We start from the raw sequence: 18,373 nt of genomic DNA on the forward strand, positions 1-18,373 counted from the left end.
CCATCGTGCTGGTCCCTGCCAGCGCCACCACGGAGCCGTGCTCGCTGATCAGCCACCGCCCGCAGATGCAACGCAGGTAGCTGATGGCGCCGTGCGACGACACGAGGGTAGGCGACGACCAGGAGCAAGACGGGCAGGTAGCGATCATGCATCCAGCCTGATGTAATGACTTAGTGCATTTCAACCCTTACGGAGGCGCGGCGGCCGAACTCGCCGCCCGACTGGTGAACGCGGACCCGCGGCAAGATCTGTTGCAGCTACTCGCCGATTCCGGATACAAGCCGCTCGGCACCCTCAACATCCGGCAGACCGCCGAGCTGCGCCGCTGGATCGCGCGGCTCGACGAGGTCTTCACCGAACCGAGCGTCGAGTTGCTCAACTCCCTATTGGCCGAAACGACCAGCCAGCCCTACATCTCCACCCACGACGGCCGCGCGCCGCACCTGCACTACGCCCGAGAGGACGCTCCGACCGATGAGCGCGTCAAGGCGTACACCGCGGCCGGGCTCGCGGAGCTTTTCTGCGAGGATCCCGGCCGCATCGGAGGTTGCGCTCGCGAAGGGTGCGGCATTGTCTTCGTCGACACCTCACGCAACGGCAGGCGCAGATACTGTTCGACCCGCTGTTCGACCCGCGTGCACGTCGCCGAGCATCGAACCCGTCGCTCCGCCTGATCTTGGGCGAGCGGCTGACCGCATTCTGCTGGCGATCGCGTCCCCGTCGGCAAAGGATCCGCCTAGGCCTGGAGGTTGATCCGCTCCCACGACAGTGCCTCCCGCCACCCCGGCCGCTGAGAAGCCCAGTCCTGCACCACTTTCACTACCAACTCGAAGGCGGGCGAGTATGGACTGTCCCACGGCGCCGTATCGTGCACCGTGGCTCGGAAATGTTGATCGGGCCCGCCGTCGCGGTATTCGATGAAGTATCCGTGACCATCCTCCGGATCCACTTGGTCATCCATATGAACCTGGATGTAAAAGTGGCCGAGCGGCACCAGATTCGGGCGTTCGACAATGATGTACGGATACCTGAAGTTCATGTCGGCGAGCAGGTCGTGCACGGCTTCGTCGGACGGATTGTCGACCGCACGATCCGGAGCCGCGCTCGTCGCCCTGACTTCAACCATTTCGTTCATGCCATGCATTCTTGCCGAATTCTCCTGGGACTCGGATCAGTCCCGGAGGCGCACCGGCAACGCCTCCAATCCATGAGACCGCCATGATGCCCGATACTCCAGCTCGGATTCCGGCACAGCCAGGCGCACTCGCGGATACCGAACGAACAACTCCGGCACCACCGCGTCGACGATCAGATCGCTGACCTGTGCGCCCAGGCAATAGTGGGGTCCGCGCCCGAACATCAGGCTCGGTCGCCCATTGCGGGCAGGATCCGAATCGGCACCGAATACCGACAAGAGCACGGTGTCGCCCTTGGGGATGATCTGGTCGCCAATCATCAAGTCGCTGACGGCGAATCGCCGAATCGCGAACGGCAGCGGATTGGCAGCCTCCATCAACTCGCCACGCCGAGCCATCCAGTCGTCTGGTACATCAGCGGCCAAGAGCGCGGCAAATATGTTGCCGCACAAATGAACCACATTCTCCAGGCCGGCCAGCATCATCAGAAACGCCAGCGAAATCAGCTCATCCTCGGACAGGAGGTCCGCATCGGCACGTGCCCACACCCATCCACTGATCAGATCATCGCCCGGCTCGTCGCGTTTGGACCGCACCAGGCTTGTGAATGTCCCTGCCAGCCATTCGACCGCCTCCGCCAGTCGGCTGGCGGACTCCTTCGACGCAGTGTCGAACGTCACCATCGCGGTAGCGGCATCGCGCAGCGCGTCATGCCGATCAGCTGGCACACCGAGCAGTTCACCGATCACGAGTGCTGGCACCGGAACGCAGAGCTGATTCAGTAAATCGACTGTGCCACTGACCGTTTCGTCCATCGTACGAAACGTGGCGGCGCTGATCCGCTGAACTACCTCCCGAAGCGAATCGGCCGACCTCCGCGAGAACGCGGGCGCAGCGAGCCGCCGTATCCGAATATGCTCGGCACCATCCAAATTCAGCAGATTCCGATCCAACGCACGCGGCAACGAAAACCCCGAATACCCACCCCCTGAATACCGCTTATCCACACTCAGCCGCACATCGCCCAACAGCCCCGCTACCTCGTCATACCCACTGACGACCCAAACCGGCTGCCCTCCAGGAAGTTCGGCCCTGCGCACCGCCCCACGCCATGCACCGTGCTCACGCCACCGATTTCGACCAGAGACCCCAACAGGACATCTATCCACCGCAACTCCTCACGACCGTCCACTCCGAGGATATTGCGCCGGACAAGCCTGGAACGTTCCCGCCCCAGGCTCCGGCCACGTCACGAAGCACGTACCGTTCATCGACTTGGTCGCCGAGAGAACTCGAGGGGATGCGCCAACGGAGCTTGTTGGTTGTTGAAGACGGTGGGCCCTCGCCGTTCGCTGATTACGAATCGCTGCCGAGTCGCGGCTTCCGGTATGCGCTCGGGGTGCCGTCGGGGCCGAATTCCGGGCCGGCGAAGCCGGTGGGGTGGTCATCGGGTTCGTAGAGGAAACGGATCACGGTGCCGTTTCGGGCTCACACCGCGCCTTGATCGGATTCGGGGCGCGGCACTGGCCCTCCGTCATCACCGAGCTTTCGGGTTGCGGCCTCGAGGAGGCTTGGATCCGCGTAGATCTCGGCGGTGTGGCGCCATTCGACGAGTAGCTGGGAGACCGGCGCGAGGTTGTCGATCGAAACCGATGCTTGCAAGGTCGAGACCAATTGTCGGAGGAGGTCTTCAACCGCGCTCCCGGGCAGGAACGTCGTCCATGGAAGCGCCGAGGGGAGGATCCTGCGCAGCATCGGAGGGCCTCCCCGCATCGTGCACGAGCCCCGATAGGAGTCGCGCCGAGAGGTCGACCACTTCGTCATCCTGAGTGGCGCGTTCTGCGCTTGAAACCGGATTGTTATCGCAAACAACAAATATCTTTGCGAAACGGCTGTGCTTCGGCCCGCGGTGCAATATGTTGCATCGAACAACATTCGCTCTTGCTCGACTGCCCGGCTTGATCGGGCGGTGGTTCGACGAAAGGCTCACCCTCATGCGTAAGGGGATCCTCGGCATTGCGGCCGTATCGGTCGCGCTTCTCACCTCGCTCACTGCCTGCGGGGACGACAACAAAGACTCCGGGGGTGGGGGCGCCAAGATCGGGGTGATCCTGCCGGACAGCAAGACCTCCGCGCGGTGGGAGACGGCGGATCGGAAGTATCTGCAGGCGGCGTTCGACGCGGCGGGGATCAAGGCGGATATCCAGAACGCGCAGGGGGATAAGAACGCCTTCCAGACCATCGCGGATCAGATGATCACCAATGGCGCCTCGGTGCTCATGATCACCAACCTCGACAGCGGGACCGGCAAGGCCGTGATCCAGAAGGCGAAGTCGCAGGGTGTGACCGTAATCGATTACGACAGACTGACTCTCGGCGGCGGGGCACCGTTCTATGTGTCGTTCGACAATGTCAAGGTCGGCAAGTTGATGGGGGACGGGCTGGCCAAGTGCCTCACCGATAAGAAGGCCGTCAATCCGATCATCGCGTATCTGAATGGTGGCCCGACCGATAACAACGCGACGCTGTTCAAGAACGGCTACGACAGCGTGCTCGAGCCGAAGTTCGACTCGGGTGAGTATGTGAAGGGGCCGGATCAGGCGGTGCCGGAGTGGGATAACACCAAGGCGGGCACAATTTTCGAGCAGATGCTCACCGGCACACCGAATCTCGGCGGCGTGGTCGCAGCCAACGACGGGCTCGGCAATGCCGCCATCGCGGTGCTGAAGAAGCAGAAGCTGAACGGCCAGATCCCGGTGACCGGCCAGGATGCCACGGTCCAGGGCTTGCAGAACGTGCTCGCGGGCGATCAGTGCATGACCGTCTACAAGGCCATCAAGTTGGAAGCCGATGCTGGTGCGAAGTTGGCGATCGCACTCGCGAAGGGTGAGAAGGGCGAGGCGAACAGCACCGTCGACGATCCGGAAGCTAATGCGAAAGTGCCTGCGGTGCTACTGGAACCGAAGGCCATCTTCAAGGACAACGTGAACGATGTTGTCGCGGATGGCTATGTCACCAAGGCCGAGCTGTGCACCGGCGAATTCGCCAAGCTCTGCGCGGATAACGGGGTCCGCTGATCGTGTTACCCCGCCCCTTCCGCGATTCGATGAGGGGACCGCGGAAGGGGCGCCCCCAACTTGAGGAGCTGCACCCATGCCGGATACCCCGGTCATCGAATTACGCGGGATAGAAAAGAGTTTCGGTCCCGTCCACGTCTTGCACGAGGTCGCGTTCTCCGCGTACTCGGGTGAGGTGACGGCGCTGGTCGGCGATAACGGCGCGGGCAAGTCCACCCTGGTCAAGTGCATCGGCGGCACCCACCCGATCGATTCGGGTGAATTCCTGTTCGAGGGCAGGCCGGTGCGTGTGCACAGTCCGCGTGAGGCAGCCGACCTCGGCATCGAGATCGTGTACCAGGATCTCGCGCTCTGCGACAACCTCGACATCGTGCAGAACATGTTCCTCGGCCGGGAGAAGAAGCACGGCCTGGTCCTCGACGAGTACGGGATGGAGGAGCTGGCCGGAAAGACTTTGGCGGGCTTATCGGTTCGGACGGTTAAGTCGGTGCGACAGCAGGTGGCAAGTCTGTCCGGCGGTCAGCGTCAGACGGTCGCGATCGCGAAAGCCGTGCTGTGGAACAGCAAGGTGGTGATCCTGGACGAGCCGACGGCCGCGCTGGGTGTCGCGCAGACCCAGCAGGTGCTCGAGTTGGTTCGCCGACTGGCCGATAAAGGCCTTGCGGTGGTGTTGATTTCGCACAATATGAACGACGTTTTCGCGGTCTCGGATCGGATCGCAGCGCTGTATCTCGGACGTATGGCGGCCCAGGTGCGCACCGCCGACGTGACGCACGCGCAGGTCGTCGAACTGATCACCGCCGGTCGCAGCGGAAGTCTCGGCCTCGGAAATGGAGCAAGTGTATGAGCGCCGTGGTTACGGATAAGTTGGAGGCCACGTCCTCGCCGGCGATCGAGCTGGTCAACACGTATATCGGGCGGGTGCGCAGCGGGAATATGGGTGCGCTGCCGTCGATTATCGCGCTGGCGGTGCTGTCGGTGGTGTTCTGGATCGCGCGGCCGGTGTTCATGACGCAGGGCAATTTCGCGAATCTCTTAACCCAGGGCGCGGCCATCGCGGTGATCGCCATGGGGCTGATCTTCGTATTGCTACTCGGTGAGATCGATCTGTCTGCCGGATTCGCCAGCGGTGTGTGTGCAGCGGTGCTCGCGGTACTGCTCACCGATAAGGGATGGCCTTGGTACGCAGCGATTCTCGCCTCGCTGCTCACTGGCGTCGCGATCGGGCTGACCATCGGCTCGATCGTGGTGAAGATCGGAATCCCTTCGTTCGTGGTGACATTGGCGGCGTTCCTGGCATTGCAGGGTGTCGCGCTGAAGATCATGGACAACGGACGAAATATCTCGATCCACGATGAGACGATCGTCGCGATCGCAAATAAGAATGTGCCGCCTTGGCTCGGCTGGGTCATGTACGCGGCGTTGCTGGCCGGATTCGCGGTAATCCAATACCGAAAACTGCGCGCGCGTACCAAGCTCGGTCTCACCGGTGAGACCGCGCCGGTGATCGCGTTGCGGATCGCGGCGGTTGCCGTGGTGGCGGGTGCGGCGGTGCTGATTCTCAATGACGAGCGCAGTCGCAATCCGGCGATCAACTCGCTCAAGGGCATGCCGATCGTGGTGCCGTTGATCGTTGCGCTGCTACTGCTTTGGACGTTCGTGCTCAACCGCACCTCGTTCGGCCGACATATCTATGCGGTCGGCGGCAGTGCGGAAGCGGCTCGGCGGGCGGGCATTCCGGTCGATCGGATCAAAATCTGTGCCTTCGTGCTGTGTTCGACAATGGCCGCGGTGGGCGGGCTGATCGCGGCATCACGGGCCAACTCCGTGGATCCGAATACCGGCGGCAGCGATGTGTTGCTGACCGCTGTCGGAGCGGCCGTGATCGGCGGTACAAGTCTGTTCGGTGGGCGTGGGCGGATGCTCGACGCGGTGCTCGGTGCGGCGGTGGTCGCGGTGATCAATAACGGAATGGGCCTGATGGGCTACAGCGCGGGCACCAAATTCGTTGTGACAGGATTCGTGCTGCTGTTGGCAGCGGGAGTGGATGCGCTGTCGCGCAAGCGTGCGTTGCCAGGAAGTTGACCGAGAACCGGGAGGAGGTTCGCCCGAATGAGAGCTGCACCTTCCCCGGACGAGATCCGGCGGCAGAACCTTGCCGTGCTGCTGCGGCATGTCCACTCGAGCGGACCCATGTCGCGGACGGCACTCGCCGAGCGGATGGGGCTCAATCGCAGCACCATTCTGGCGCTGACCGCCGACCTCGCCGCGGCCGGTCTGGTCAGCGAGGAGCTGCCGGGGCAGACGGGGAAGGCAGGGCGGCCGTCGTTGGTGGTGCGGCCGGAATCGGAGCGGGTTTATGGGGTGGCGCTGGATGTCGGGGCGGATCGGCTCGCGGTGGCCCGGGTCGGGTTGGGCGGGGTGATTCTCGATCGTCGGGAAACACGCCGTCCCAGCGGCGCATTCGATCCGAATGATGTGATCGGTGCGCTGGTGGATCTCGCGGAGAACATGATTCGCGGGTCCGGGCCCGAGACCATGTGTGTGGGTGTGGGAGTCGCGTTCTGCGGGATGGTGCGTGAGCAGGACGGGGTCGTTCGGTACGGGCCGAATATCGGGTGGGTGGATGTGCCGGTCGGGGCGCGGCTTTCGGAGCGTCTCGGGTTGCGCGTCGTGGTCGGCAATAATGCCAACCTCGGTGCGCTCGCCGAACGTGAGCGGGGTGTCGGCGTCGGGGTCGCGGACATGATCTATCTGCACGGCGAGGTCGGTATCGGAGGCGGAATCATCATGGGCGGCAAGCTGCTCGGTGGTGAGGGCGGTTATGGGGGCGAGGTCGGGCACATGATCGTCAATCCGGGTGGGCGGGCGTGCACGTGCGGGTCGCATGGTTGTTTGGAGGCCGAGGCGGGGGAGCTCGCCTTGATCGCGGCTGCTGGGCGGACGGATCTCACCGGGCGTGCGGCTGTGGAGGCGATTGTGGATGCCGCCGCGCGTGGTGATGCCACTGCCCGAGATGCGTTGCACCAGGTTGGGGATTGGCTCGGATATGGCGTTGCGAACCTGGTCAATATTTTCAATCCGACGATGATTGTGTTCGGTGGTGTGCTCCGTGAGATATATCTCGCCTCCGCTGCGCAGGTCCGAAGCCGGCTTGCAGTGAACGGCCTGCTCGCGGTCCGTGAGCGGGTTCGCCTGCGCACCTCTGCCCTCGCCGACGATGCCCCTCTGGTCGGTGCCGCCGAACTCGCCTTCGCCGACGTCCTCACCGACCCGCTGCAAACCCTCGCCCGCATCTCCACCTGACTCGTATCAAGATCAGGTGGAATATGTGCGGGCATCGGCCGACTTGGGCCTGCTCCACCAGTGCCACCTGACCTTGATTGTGTTGACGCCAGAGCGGTCGCTTGGGTGGTTTACCTGCGGGGATATTCGTGGAATGCTGGCGCGGTCCGAGCTCGGGGGTAGTAGTTCGAACTCAATTGGGGGTGTTGCATGGAGAGACATCCGTCGGGGCTTTCGTATGCACCGAGGACTGAGCCGCCGTTGTTGCCGTACCGTGCGGCCGGGAGCCGCGTGGAATTCGAGGATCCGCCGCGTGCGTCACCGTGCCGCACGCCGTTATCGCGGAATGATCAGACCGGACGATCCGGCCCGCCGGGTGTGCGGCGGGCGCTCAGTGCCGGGCACGCAGAGTTGCCTCCGGTCGTCGAATTGGATTCGACGGCACAGCAATTCGTTGAGCGTGCGCTGCGGCTGGCGCTCGAGATACTCGACCACCGCCGCCCCGTCGCCCAACTCGCCGGAATGGCCACGCCCGCAGTGGTCTCCGCGGTCCGGACCATAGTTCGAGCCGACCTCGCACCAGGCCGAACGCTCGGTGTCGCCGTGCTCCAACGTGCGAGCCTCATGATGGTCGACGCCTCGACCGCGGAAGTCTTCGCCTCCTACGACCGCGGCCGCCAACACTTCGCCATCGCCGCCCGCATCGCCCGCACCCGCTCAACGGACTGGAAATTGACTGTCTTTCGGGTGCGGTAAATCCCAACGCGCAGCCAGTAGTCGCCACGGTGCGGACTTCGGTCCGTGCCGTGTCCGGACTGTTCCTGGCGTGTCGATGCAATGAATCCGCGGACGGGCATCGGGTGGGCCCCGCTGATGCCTAGTTCGCGACCGTCCGCGTCCGGCGCTGCGACGTGGATGTCTGCGGACGCGGGCTGCGGCATGTGCCCGGCTTGGCGGTGCTGTCCTTGCCGTCGGCGTCGGCGTATGTGTGGACGCTCGGCGGTGTGGGCGGCGCGTGCCTCCACAACGGACGCCGACTACGACGGGCGCCGCCACATTCGAGGTTCGTCTGCCCTGGGCGCGCCGCGGTCTTCCCGAGGCCGTTAGTCCACGGCGGGCGCGGGGTGCGGGCCGGAACTACGCTGGCTGGATGATCGGCACGCGACGCAGTTATGACCTGGTGGCCGAGCGTTATGCCGATGAGCTTGGGGACGAGTTGCGGGGTAAGCCGTTGGATCGGGGGATATTGGGAGTGTTTGCCGAGCTCACCAACGGGGGTGTGGTTGCGGATATTGGTTGTGGGCCGGGGCATGTCGCGGCGTATCTCGCGGGACGCGCGGTGCGGGCGGTTGGTATGGATCTTTCGCCTGCGATGTGTTCGGTGGCGCGGCGGACCAATTCGGTGGCGGTTGGTGCTGCTGACATGACTGCGCTGCCGGTGCGGGCGCAGTCGTTGGCGGGGTTGGTTTGTCTGTACGCGGTGATCCATTTGGACGAGCAACAACGGGCGGCGGCCTATGCGGAGTTCGCGCGGGTGTTGCGTCCGGGTGGTCATGCGCTCATTGCATTTCACACCGGCGACCCGGACATTCCGATCGGCGGGGCCAAGAGGCTTACGGACTGGTGGGGCCATCAGGTTGACCTCACCTTCCATTACCTGGACCCGTCTGCAGAATCCGAAGCCTTGGCGACGGCTGGTCTGGCCCTCGAGGCGCGCCTGGACCGGGAACCGCATCCGGATGCCGAACATCCGAGTCGGCGCAGCTATCTGCTGGTCCAGCGCGTATAGGGAATGGTGCGAATTATGTTGCGGGCATTGCTTTTCGATGTGCAGGGTACGGCCACAGACTTTCATTCGACCGTCTGCGCCGAAGCTCGAAGAATCGGTGGTGCCCGATATCGCCACATCGATTGGCCCGGTTTCGTAGACCACTGGCGTGCCGAGTACTTCGCCGCCCTGCGGAAGGCGAAGCCCGACCGAGACAACTGGGTCACCGTGCATTCGGTCTACGCCAACACGCTGGATGGCCTATTGGGTGACTACGGGATCGACCTATCGCCCGACCGACGCGCGGATCTCACCCTTGCCTGGCAGCGACTCGAACCCTGGCCCGATGTGGTCACCGGATTAAACAGGCTCGCAAGCAAATTCACGATCGCAACCTTGTCGAACGCGGATGTCGCCGCCGTGGTGAATATGTCGAAGCGCGCCGGGCTGCCGTGGGATGCGGTGTTCACCGCCGAGATGGCGGGCGCGTTCAAGCCCGACCCCACGGTGTATCGCATGGCCGCAAGGTATCTGGGGCTGGAACCTTCCGAGATCATGATGGTCGCCAGCCACAAGTACGACATTCAGGCGGCGGGCGCACTGGGTTTCCGGACGGCCTTCGTCGCACGTCCGCTCGAGTTCGGCAAAGGTGGTGACGTGGACGTCTCTTTCGACGACGATTTCGACATCAACGCCACCGACTTCCTCGATCTCGCAGATCAACTCGACTGCTGATCTACCCGGTTCGCATGGCACACAGCACATGTGGCGCAACAGCAGAAGCCTTTCGCGGCGCGATACCGAGGTAGCCGGCGATGAGGTGGGGTGCGTCACGATCGTCGAGCTGATCGAATCCTGTCTCCAGCAAGATATTTGCGATCTCATCGGCAGTGAAGAAGCTCAGCCATGGCTCACCGATCGATGCCACCAGATCGGCGCGCGCGGTGCGATGATCCATCTCCTCGGGCGTGGATGCCGAAGCGGGATAGAGATAGTCGAAGACCAACCGCACCGGTGTCGCCTGGCCCGCGACGAACCGTAGGGTGTCCAGGATCGTGTCGCGAGTCAGGTACATGATGACGCCGAGCCAGACGAATACGGCCGGCCGAGTCCGATCGAATCCGGCCGCAGCCAATCCTGCTGCGAGCGTTTGGCTTTCGAAGTCGACCGGGGCGAAGGTCAATGACGCCGGGAGTTCGATGCCCGCCGAATCGAGCTGCTGCCGCTTCCATTCCTGGGTATCGGGATGATCGACCTCGAATACCCGCACATCCGGATGCGGGTTGCGATAGGCGAATGTGTCCAGTCCTGCACCGAGAATCACTACCTGCCGGGTGCCCGTCGCTACCGCATCGGCAACGGTGTCCTCGGCGAAGCGCGCACGGGCGGCCAGGAACAGACGGCGTCGGCGGCGTAGGTCCGAGTCGTCCTGAATCGTCGCGGTCTCCAGATCGGCCAGTTGACCGGGCGTGACTCCCGCGATTCGAACGGCCAGCGGATCGGTGAAGATGCGCGGCTCGCTCGCGATCTGGTGGTAGGCGCGCGCGTAGGCCGTGGCCAGGGCGGTGCGACTTGGCTGACCGAGTTGCATACGCCGAACCTACGTGGCCGCTGCCCGCCGCGCTATTCCTCGGTGATGATCAGCGAGGTGGCGATGGGGGCGAGCACCTCGACCAGTTGCGTGATCGGCGGGCGTGGGTCGGCCAGAATCCATTCGTGCGCGACGCCGTTGATCGCGCCGATGAGTGCGCTTGCCGCCCAGGTGATTCCACCGCGGACGCGGATGTCCGGGCCCGCGATCGAGATGAGCAGCGCCTCGATTGCCGCTGCCCAGGCGTGGCGGCGCTCACGTCGGTGCTGTTCCATGCGTTCGCTGACCCCGACCACCTCGATGAAGGCGACCTTGGCCCGGTACGGGTCGGAGCTGATCGAACCGATGAACGCCGTCAGCACCGCGGTGAGCCCGGCTGCGATATCCGTATCCGGACCCAGCGCCGCGACGGCCTGCCCGACCACCGCCGCGGACTGGTCCTGGATGTAGTCGTAGGACGCGATGAGCACATCTTCCCTGGTCTGGAACTCCTCGTAGAACTGCCGCTTGGACAGCCCGGCCGCGGTGCACACATCGGCCAGCGAGCAGTCCGCGTAGCCGCGCTCGGCGAAGGTGCGGATGGCGGCGTCCAGGAATCGCTGCCGTCGCTCGGCCTTCCGCTCGCTCACTGCGCGGCCGCCGTACTGCCTGTCCACGATGGTCACAGCTGCACCTCGCAAGCGCTCGGCTGCGCTGCGACCAAGGGTGCTTCGCCTTTGGTTGCCTCGCTGTGCTCGATCACAGGCACCACGGTATCCGAGCGGTCACGCGGACTGCTCGGTGTGCTGTGGCGGCTCGGGTCAGCCCAGGATGAAGGCCCTGCCCAGCGCATCCTGTGCGCCATAGAAGAGCAAGAAGACGTAGTACAGAACCGTCGAGACCGGTTCATTGGGACCGTGCATATTTCCTCGGAGCTTCCCCAGCAAGCTGTCCGGCACCAACCGGCCGGTTCGGTGAAAGTTACGTCATCTGCGGCCGCTCGGCATATCGAGTCGCCAAATCAGGACTATGTCACTGCCCACCTATGCGGTCGTTGTTGCGATCCACATCACTCTTATGTCATAGTCGCCCACATGTGAGACGGAGTGGTCTCACAGTCTGTGAAGGGGATGGAAGTTGATCAATCCGCTGGCGGGTCGTGCCCGGCGAATCATGTTCTCGGCCGCAGTCACGGCCATCGCACTGCTCGCGACGACCGCGGTCACGGTCGCCGAGCCGCCGGGGGAACCGGTCGCGGTGCAACCTGCGGCACCGTTCCCGCTGCCGCCCGAATTGGATCCGGGTTTCTACCATCCGGCCGCCGAATTGGTGGCGAGCAAGGCGCCGGGCGAGATCATCGCGGCGCGGCAGGTGAATGTCGCCAACTTCGGGTTGATCCCGGTGAATGTCGATGCCTGGCAGGTCTCCTACCGCTCGAACAACAGCCGGGACGAGGCGATCGCGGCCGTCGCGACGGTGGTGAAGCCGCGCGGTTCGGCGCCGGACAAGCTCGTCTCGATGCAGATCGCCGAAGATTCTTTGGCTGGATACTGCGCTCCTTCCTATGCGGTGCAACAGTTTTCGGTCAGCCCGTTCGTCGGGCAGATCGTCGCGCCTGCCGAGTGGGTGATCGCGCAGGGGGCGGTGCAGCAGGGCTGGGCGGTCGTCATTCCCGATCATCAGGGACCGAACAATGCCTATGCGGCCGGACCGCTGGCCGGGCGGATCACGCTCGACGGCATCCGTGCGGCGCGCAATCTGGAGCCGATGCGGCTCGCATCCGACGCCCGGATCGGTATGTACGGCTACTCCGGCGGCGCCATTGCCACCGGTCACGCGGCCGAATTGAAGCAGGGCTATGCGCCCGAACTCGATATCGTTGGTGCGGCCGAGGGCGGTGTGCCCGCCGATCTCGGTGTGACGCTGAATGTCGCGAACAATCAGCTCACCTCCGGTCTGGTCCTGGGCGCCGTCAACGGGCTCACCCGCGAATACCCGGATTTCGCCCGATTCATCGAGGGGAATATCGATCTGCTCGGTAAGGCGGTGTCGACCGTCCAGGGCGGGTTGTGTGTGCAGTATGTATCCGCGTTGCTGCCGTTCCTGAACCTGAAGGGCATGCTCCGGGTGCCCGGCGATCCGATCCAGCACCCGGCGGTCGTCGACGTGCTCGACAAGACCCGCATGGGTAAGTCGGTACCCGATATGCCGATGTACATCTGGCAGGGCAATCCGGATGAAATCATCCCGGTGGGGCAGGTGAATGCTCTGGTCGATGCCTACTGCCAAAGTCCTTCCGCGAGTGTGCAATACACCCGCGAGCACTTCGCCGAGCATGTTGTCACCGAGGTTTCGGGCACTGCGCCCGCTCTCCTGTGGCTGCGTGATCGGCTCGATGGTGTTCCAGCGCAACAGGGTTGCAGCACCGCTGATGTCGGCTGGTTGGCCTTGGACCCGAACGGAATCGAGCTGCTGAAGGCAACCTTTGGTGAGACCTTCGCTTCATTCTTCGGTAAGCCGATCGGTGTGAAGTGAGTTGAACCTCCGGTCCGATCCGGACCGGAGGTTCAATCGTCCAGGCTGCCGGAGATCGGGCCGAAGTTGCCGAGAGACGGCACTCTCAGTCGGCGCTGAACAATTCCTCCGCCCGGCGGGTGTCCATGTACTCGCGGACGCGGTGGATCAGGCCGTCGCGCAATTCGAAGACGAAGCAGTAGTCGTTGTCGTAGTGATTGCCATTCATCAATGTCGCGCGCATCCGCTCCTCGACGACGACCGTCGTGCCCTCGGCGATGATGGCGGTGAACTCCACACTTCGATCGGCGACGAAGACGGTCGGAAACTCCCTGGTCAGGAAGCGCACGATGCGGTCGCGGCCGACGAGGTGATGGGTGCCGTCGATGGCGCGGGCGGTGGCGTTCTGCGGCGGGGCGAGCCATTCGGCGTCCGGGGCGAATACCGCGGCAATGCGGTCGGGATCCTGCGTCGCGAATTCGCGCCAAGCCCGGATGATCGTATCTTTGCTCGTCAGTACATTCATTCGACCAATCCTGGGTGGCGCGGCGCCGCCGACCACGCCATATCCGGACAGGTCGTGTCCGGATATGGCTGGTCGGTGTGCGGCCCGGCGCGCAGACTCGGGGTATGGGATCGTTCCAAGGCGTCGTCACGACCGGCATCTACTGTTTGCCGCCGTGTCCTGGCCGTCCGCGGGCGGAAAATATCATCCCCTTCACCTCGGCTGCGGGTGCCGAGGCGGCGGGGTTTCGGTCCTGCCACCGCTGTCGGCCCTATCGTGGTGCTGGAAATCCCGCGATTGCGTCCGAATTAGTGTGTCGCGCTGTCGATCTCATTGCCGACGGTGCACTGGACGAGGGCAATGAGGCGGAACTCGCCGCGCGGCTTGCGGTTTCGGAACGTCATCTGCGGCGGATGTTCCATGAGCAGGTCGGCGCGACGCCGGATCAGCTGGCTCGCTCGCGGCGTGCGCATTTCGCGCGACGACTATTGGACGATACCGATCTGTCGGTCACCGATATCGCCTTTGCCGCTGGATTCGGGAGCCTGCGTCAGTTCAACCGGGTGATGGTCGCGATATTTCGCGCAACACCCGTCGAACTGCGCAAACGTCGGCGACGTGCGGACCGTCTGGTCGCCGATGGTGGTCTCGCGCTGCGGGTGCCGGTTGCGGAGGGTACGAATATCGAGCGGCGATTGGCACAGCTCGCGCAGACCGCTATCGCTGGTGTCGAAAGTGCAACGTCGACTTGCTATCGGCGAACGATTGTCATGGACGACGATCCGGGAGTTATCGAAATCTGCTCGGCCACAACAGATGCCGCGCGACTCGTGCTGCACGTGCCGCATATCGAAGGGCTGATCCACCTCGTGTCCAGAGTGCAGCGGCTGCTCGCGGGCCAGCCATGGGATCCATTCGAGGACGACATACGCGGCATGGTGTCGGACAGAGATGTTCTCGACGATCTCGTCACTGCCTATGGCACGCCCATCGGCGGCCTGCAGCAGTTCGGCCTTTCCTACCTCTTCCCGACGCCGACGGCGCTTGCCCCCGCCGACCTGAACGGTCTGGATGCCGTTGGTGCACAAGCGATGCTTTCGCCCTCGTGAACTAGCCGGTTGAGTCGTGCTGGCATGGAATCGGGCGCACGGTCGAATGATCGAGGGCATTGAGCACGAGTGCGGCGGTGGTAGGTGAGAAGACCGTGCCGTTGTGTCCGGCTTTGCTGGCGGCGCAGACGTTTTGGAGGACGTAGTTGTCGACACCGGGTTCCGCGAGTATGGCCTGGGCCTGGCCGAGGGACGAGATCGGGTCGAAACGGCTGCTGATGGTGGTGTAGGTGACGCCGGGGACGGTGATGGGGCCGGAGTTGAGCTCCTGTAGGAAGGCCGATCCGGCCAATAGATCCTTCACCGCGGGCGGGACCGGAAGTTCGTCGCGGAGGTTTCCGGTATTGAGGAGGGTCGCGCCGAGATTGCCGAGCGTGCCGTGTGTCGGCGAGGAGATGGTGGTCACCGAACGGACATCACTGGCGATATCCGGGTCGGTTTTCACGATGTACTGCGCCATGATGCCGCCCTCGGAATGACCGATCAGGTCGACCTTCGATGCGCCGAGCCGGGTGGTCAGCGCGGTCAGTTTCTGCTTGACCTCGATCGCCGAGTCGGCCAGCGGACCATTGCCGCCGCCCTGCATGGCATTGCTGCCCCCATAAGAGAAGGAATAGACACACAGGCCCGCATTGGCGAGGGCCGGTCCGAGATAGCCCCAGGCTCGGTACTCGTCGCCCGCGAAACCATGCAGTAGGACAACGGGAACCGCGCCAGGGACGGTGGGCACGCAGTCGTACCGGTTGACTCCGGGCGGCGTGGGCGCTTCGACCTTGCCCTCCTGTACCCAGCGGGTCTCCTCGTCCTGCACCTGCTCCCAAGTGGCGGTCGGATACGGTCCGGGCTCGGCGGCGGCCATCGGCATCGCCGCAGCGCATAGTGCAAATCCGGTGAGGAACAAGGTGATTCGGTGCAACCTCATGCGTGCAATCCTTGAATAGCGGTGGTCAGGCGGATATCGGCAACCGATCGGCCGGTCAGCAGGTCGTAGGCGCCGGTGGGTAGTACCCAGGTTTCGGTTGCCTCGTCCCAGGATTCGGCGGCTCGGCGGGGAATCGGGAGCGCCACCTCGGCGGTCTCCCCCGGCTCGGCTTCGACAACCGCGAAGGCGGCCAGCCGTCGGTCCGGTTGCGATGAATGAGCGATATATGTCTGGATCGTTTCGCGGCCGCGACGATCGCCGGCATTGCGAACGCGAACAGTCAGCGTGCCGAGCGCACGCTCGGCCAAGGGATCAGGATCGAACACAGCGCTCTCGTATTCCCAGTTGGTGTAACCGATTCCGTGTCCGAACCAATACGCCGGCGCGATCGAAAGTCGTTGCCACGCACGGTATCCGATGTAGGCACCCTCCTCGTAGGCGAGGGCACCGTCGGTCGGCGTGACATTCAGTACCGGCGCGTCATCCTGATGCGTGGGCCAGGTGGTGGGCAGCCGTCCGCTCGGCTCGGCTCGGCCCATGAGCACATCGGCCAGTGCGGCGCCGCCTTCCTGTCCCGGAAACCACGTGAGCAGGACAGCCGCGACATCCTCGGCCCACGGCATGTGTACGGGTGAGCCGGTATTCACCACGACCACGGTGCGAGGATTGGCGGCGGCGACCCGCGCGACGAGCTCGTCCTGTCGACCGGGCAGCGAAAGCGATGTGCGGTCGAAGCTTTCGCTCTCCACCTCGGGCGTAGTGGCGACGACCACCACGGCCACATCGGCCGAAGCCGCCGCGGCGACCGCTTCTTCGATGAGCGCCTCGGGGTCGATATTCGGTTCCTGATGGCCGAGCGAGAACTTCTCGAAGGCAATGGGCATTTCCGGCATCGTCGTGACGGTATGCGTAACATGCACCGAAACTCGCTGTCCCGCAGTAAGTTCGACATCGAAAAGCGTCTCCGGCGGACGGAGCAAGGCGGCCAGCGGATCGCCCTGCGCGACGATGGTTTCGTCGAAACAAGTCATATCGCCGATCGTCAGTCGGAACGCCCCGACGCCCGCGATGGCCATCGTATGCGTTCCGGTCGCTCGTGGCGTGAAGGTTCCTGTGACATCGACCCGATGCAGTTCCCCGACCGCGATACCGTCCGGGAATTCACCGATCCATTCGATCGCGGCTTCCGGCAGCGGATGCTCGCCGAGCAAGCGGTCACCGGCGCCATAGAGCTGGACCCGCAGATCGAAACCCTCCTCGGCGGCGGGAATCTTGACTCGGGGGTCCGCGCCGACGGCATAGACCAGTTCGGTATCCGCATCGAGTACTGCCCGCAAGCCCTCGAGTGGCGAGATGGTATGCGGCGGGAACACCTGGGCGCTACCGCCACCGAGCGCCCTCGGCTGGTCAGCGGTCTGGCCGATCACCGCGATGCGACCGACCGTGCCGAACGGCAGGACGCCGTTCTCGTTGCGCAGCAGCACAATCGAGCGTTGTGCGATCTCGCGAGCCAGCGCGTCGCCGTTGAGCGCCCCAGGCACGGTTGCGACTTGTGGTGGTGCCCCGGCCAACGCACCGACCCGAGCGGCGAGCCGAAGCATATGTCGCGCCATCTGCTCGATCGTCTCGGCCGGAACCTCGCCTGCGCGAACGGCTTCCGCGAGAGCCTGCCCGAAGACGCTCTGCGGACCCGGCATCGCGATATCGAGTCCGCCGACGGCCGCACCGACGGTATTGCGAGCCGCCGTCCAGTCGGACACGATTGCGCCATCGAAACCCCAACGCGCACGCACGATTTCGTTCTGCAATGCGCTGTTCTCGGTCATCGTGACCCCGTTGACGCTGTTGTAGGCCGCCATCAATGCCCACGGCGAGGCCTGCTCGACCACGGTTTCGAACGGGGCCAGATATAGCTCATGCAGTGCGCGCTGGGATACCCGCACGTCGACGGTGAATCGGTCGGTCTCGGAATCATTGGCCACGAAATGCTTCGGTGTCGCGGCAACACCACCCTCCTGAACACCGGTCACATAGGCCGCGCCGATAGCCCCGGTCAGCAGCGGATCCTCCGAGTAGCACTCGAAATGCCTGCCGCCCAACGGACTTCGATGCAGATTGAGCGTGGGTGCCAGCAGCATGTGCACGCCCTTGCGTCGTGCCTCCTGCGCGAGGAGTTGCCCGGCCTGCCGAGCCAGAGTCGGATCCCAGGTCGCGGCCAGTGCGGTCGGGCTCGGCAGGGCGATCGAAGGGTCCTCCGGACTCCAGTGCACACCGCGCACGCCGATCGGACCGTCGGACATCACGACGGACGCCAGCCCGATCTCCGGAATCGCGGGCAGGGACCACATGTCCTGTCCGGCGAGCAGGCGGCAACGGGAATCCAGATCCAGTGCGGCCAAAGCCTTTTCGACTACTGCCTCGCGATCGGCTCGGTGATTCGCCATGTCGGTCGACTCCCTTGTTCGGCTGAAGCGCGGGCATCTAACC

Annotated in this window: 18 protein-coding genes and 1 pseudogene; 11 read left to right on the forward strand and 8 right to left on the reverse strand. The window is 64.1% G+C overall.

The annotated features are described in order from the left end of the window. Window positions 1-173: 173 nt before the first annotated feature. Complete coding sequence (locus ACIBI6_RS07945) at window positions 174-674, forward strand: CGNR zinc finger domain-containing protein (RefSeq protein WP_396955618.1); 501 nt, start codon at window positions 174-176, stop codon at window positions 672-674. Window positions 675-736: 62 nt separating this feature from the next. Here ACIBI6_RS07945 and ACIBI6_RS07950 read toward each other — a convergent pair whose 3' ends face one another. The 3 genes from ACIBI6_RS07950 to ACIBI6_RS07960 all read right to left on the reverse strand — a co-directional run bounded on the left by ACIBI6_RS07950 (window position 737) and on the right by ACIBI6_RS07960 (window position 2,891). Continuing rightward, window positions 737-1,135 (reverse strand): hypothetical protein, encoded by a 399-nt coding sequence (locus ACIBI6_RS07950; protein ID WP_396955619.1) that lies wholly within the window; start codon window positions 1,133-1,135, stop codon window positions 737-739. A 36-nt stretch (window positions 1,136-1,171) separates the two neighbouring features. After that, entirely contained in the window at window positions 1,172-1,951 is a 780-nt protein-coding gene (locus ACIBI6_RS07955; RefSeq protein ID WP_396955620.1) for a hypothetical protein, read from the reverse strand. A gap of 673 nt (window positions 1,952-2,624) precedes the next feature. After that, window positions 2,625-2,891: a hypothetical protein gene (locus tag ACIBI6_RS07960; RefSeq protein WP_364350628.1), complete on the reverse strand. Its 267-nt coding sequence runs from the start codon at window positions 2,889-2,891 to the stop codon at window positions 2,625-2,627. A 239-nt stretch (window positions 2,892-3,130) separates the two neighbouring features. On the opposite strand from ACIBI6_RS07960, the gene ACIBI6_RS07965 reads away from it, so the two are divergent. The 7 genes from ACIBI6_RS07965 (at window position 3,131) to ACIBI6_RS07995 (ending at window position 10,001) form a co-directional block, all read left to right on the forward strand. After that, window positions 3,131-4,213, forward strand: a complete 1,083-nt coding sequence (locus ACIBI6_RS07965; protein WP_364350625.1) for a substrate-binding domain-containing protein — start codon at window positions 3,131-3,133, stop codon at window positions 4,211-4,213. A 76-nt stretch (window positions 4,214-4,289) separates the two neighbouring features. After that, window positions 4,290-5,060, forward strand: coding sequence for an ATP-binding cassette domain-containing protein (locus tag ACIBI6_RS07970; protein WP_364350622.1), 771 nt, complete (start codon window positions 4,290-4,292; stop codon window positions 5,058-5,060). Continuing rightward, window positions 5,057-6,298 carry an ABC transporter permease gene (locus tag ACIBI6_RS07975; protein WP_364350619.1) on the forward strand — a complete coding sequence of 414 codons (1,242 nt, stop codon included), beginning with the start codon at window positions 5,057-5,059 and terminating at the stop codon, window positions 6,296-6,298. The genes ACIBI6_RS07970 and ACIBI6_RS07975 overlap by 4 nt, the downstream gene beginning before the upstream one ends. Before the next feature lie 27 nt (window positions 6,299-6,325). Beyond that, window positions 6,326-7,519, forward strand: coding sequence for an ROK family protein (locus ACIBI6_RS07980; protein WP_364350616.1), 1,194 nt, complete (start codon window positions 6,326-6,328; stop codon window positions 7,517-7,519). 270 nt (window positions 7,520-7,789) lie between these two features. Beyond that, window positions 7,790-8,254 (forward strand): Rv3235 family protein, encoded by a 465-nt coding sequence (locus ACIBI6_RS07985; RefSeq protein ID WP_364350613.1) that lies wholly within the window; start codon window positions 7,790-7,792, stop codon window positions 8,252-8,254. Window positions 8,255-8,648: 394 nt separating this feature from the next. Beyond that, a complete protein-coding gene (locus tag ACIBI6_RS07990; protein WP_364350610.1) occupies window positions 8,649-9,287 on the forward strand; it encodes a class I SAM-dependent methyltransferase in 639 nt (212 codons plus the stop codon). Window positions 9,288-9,290: 3 nt separating this feature from the next. Further along, window positions 9,291-10,001, forward strand: coding sequence for a haloacid dehalogenase type II (locus ACIBI6_RS07995; RefSeq protein ID WP_364350607.1), 711 nt, complete (start codon window positions 9,291-9,293; stop codon window positions 9,999-10,001). A 1-nt stretch (window position 10,002) separates the two neighbouring features. On the opposite strand, the gene ACIBI6_RS08000 is transcribed toward ACIBI6_RS07995, so the two are convergent. Both ACIBI6_RS08000 and ACIBI6_RS08005 read right to left on the reverse strand, forming a co-directional pair. Continuing rightward, window positions 10,003-10,857 carry an SAM-dependent methyltransferase gene (locus tag ACIBI6_RS08000; RefSeq protein ID WP_364350604.1) on the reverse strand — a complete coding sequence of 285 codons (855 nt, stop codon included), beginning with the start codon at window positions 10,855-10,857 and terminating at the stop codon, window positions 10,003-10,005. 32 nt (window positions 10,858-10,889) lie between these two features. Next, on the reverse strand, window positions 10,890-11,522 hold the full coding sequence (locus ACIBI6_RS08005) for a TetR/AcrR family transcriptional regulator (protein WP_364350601.1): 633 nt from the start codon (window positions 11,520-11,522) through the stop codon (window positions 10,890-10,892). Window positions 11,523-12,009: 487 nt separating this feature from the next. On the opposite strand from ACIBI6_RS08005, the gene ACIBI6_RS08010 reads away from it, so the two are divergent. Then, entirely contained in the window at window positions 12,010-13,371 is a 1,362-nt protein-coding gene (locus tag ACIBI6_RS08010; protein ID WP_396955974.1) for a lipase family protein, read from the forward strand. 85 nt (window positions 13,372-13,456) lie between these two features. On the opposite strand, the gene ACIBI6_RS08015 is transcribed toward ACIBI6_RS08010, so the two are convergent. Continuing rightward, complete coding sequence (locus ACIBI6_RS08015) at window positions 13,457-13,876, reverse strand: nuclear transport factor 2 family protein (protein ID WP_364350595.1); 420 nt, start codon at window positions 13,874-13,876, stop codon at window positions 13,457-13,459. Window positions 13,877-13,980: 104 nt separating this feature from the next. Here ACIBI6_RS08015 and ACIBI6_RS08020 point away from each other — a divergent pair. Together ACIBI6_RS08020 and ACIBI6_RS08025 are read left to right on the forward strand one after the other, a co-directional pair. Next, window positions 13,981-14,115, forward strand: a pseudogene (locus ACIBI6_RS08020) (Ada metal-binding domain-containing protein); the annotation flags it as partial. A gap of 51 nt (window positions 14,116-14,166) precedes the next feature. Continuing rightward, complete coding sequence (locus tag ACIBI6_RS08025; protein WP_364350687.1) at window positions 14,167-14,964, forward strand: helix-turn-helix domain-containing protein; 798 nt, start codon at window positions 14,167-14,169, stop codon at window positions 14,962-14,964. 1 nt (window position 14,965) lies between these two features. On the opposite strand, the gene ACIBI6_RS08030 is transcribed toward ACIBI6_RS08025, so the two are convergent. Together ACIBI6_RS08030 and ACIBI6_RS08035 are read right to left on the reverse strand one after the other, a co-directional pair. After that, window positions 14,966-15,886, reverse strand: coding sequence for an alpha/beta fold hydrolase (locus ACIBI6_RS08030; RefSeq protein WP_364350592.1), 921 nt, complete (start codon window positions 15,884-15,886; stop codon window positions 14,966-14,968). Then, window positions 15,883-18,330, reverse strand: a complete 2,448-nt coding sequence (locus ACIBI6_RS08035) for a glycoside hydrolase family 3 C-terminal domain-containing protein (RefSeq protein ID WP_364350589.1) — start codon at window positions 18,328-18,330, stop codon at window positions 15,883-15,885. The genes ACIBI6_RS08030 and ACIBI6_RS08035 overlap by 4 nt, the downstream gene beginning before the upstream one ends. Between the last annotated feature and the right edge of the window lie 43 nt (window positions 18,331-18,373).

Origin of the sequence: Nocardia sp. NPDC050412 (genome assembly GCF_044458825.1) — a bacterium.
In the GTDB taxonomy this organism is placed as follows: domain Bacteria; phylum Actinomycetota; class Actinomycetes; order Mycobacteriales; family Mycobacteriaceae; genus Nocardia.

Bases quoted from the DNA above. Each gene is read 5' to 3' on its own strand.
- ACIBI6_RS07950 (WP_396955619.1), bottom strand. From the start codon at position 1,135: ATGAACGAAATGGTTGAAGTCAGGGCGACGAGCGCGGCTCCGGATCGT.
- ACIBI6_RS07955 (WP_396955620.1), bottom strand. From the start codon at position 1,951: ATGGACGAAACGGTCAGTGGCACAGTCGATTTACTGAATCAGCTCTGC.
- ACIBI6_RS07960 (WP_364350628.1), bottom strand. From the start codon at position 2,891: ATGCTGCGCAGGATCCTCCCCTCGGCGCTTCCATGGACGACGTTCCTG.
- ACIBI6_RS07965 (WP_364350625.1), top strand. From the start codon at position 3,131: ATGCGTAAGGGGATCCTCGGCATTGCGGCCGTATCGGTCGCGCTTCTC.
- ACIBI6_RS07970 (WP_364350622.1), top strand. From the start codon at position 4,290: ATGCCGGATACCCCGGTCATCGAATTACGCGGGATAGAAAAGAGTTTC.
- ACIBI6_RS07975 (WP_364350619.1), top strand. From the start codon at position 5,057: ATGAGCGCCGTGGTTACGGATAAGTTGGAGGCCACGTCCTCGCCGGCG.
- ACIBI6_RS07980 (WP_364350616.1), top strand. From the start codon at position 6,326: ATGAGAGCTGCACCTTCCCCGGACGAGATCCGGCGGCAGAACCTTGCC.
- ACIBI6_RS07990 (WP_364350610.1), top strand. From the start codon at position 8,649: ATGATCGGCACGCGACGCAGTTATGACCTGGTGGCCGAGCGTTATGCC.
- ACIBI6_RS07995 (WP_364350607.1), top strand. From the start codon at position 9,291: ATGGTGCGAATTATGTTGCGGGCATTGCTTTTCGATGTGCAGGGTACG.
- ACIBI6_RS08000 (WP_364350604.1), bottom strand. From the start codon at position 10,857: ATGCAACTCGGTCAGCCAAGTCGCACCGCCCTGGCCACGGCCTACGCG.
- ACIBI6_RS08010 (WP_396955974.1), top strand. From the start codon at position 12,010: ATGTTCTCGGCCGCAGTCACGGCCATCGCACTGCTCGCGACGACCGCG.
- ACIBI6_RS08015 (WP_364350595.1), bottom strand. From the start codon at position 13,876: ATGAATGTACTGACGAGCAAAGATACGATCATCCGGGCTTGGCGCGAA.
- ACIBI6_RS08030 (WP_364350592.1), bottom strand. From the start codon at position 15,886: ATGAGGTTGCACCGAATCACCTTGTTCCTCACCGGATTTGCACTATGC.
- ACIBI6_RS08035 (WP_364350589.1), bottom strand. From the start codon at position 18,330: ATGGCGAATCACCGAGCCGATCGCGAGGCAGTAGTCGAAAAGGCTTTG.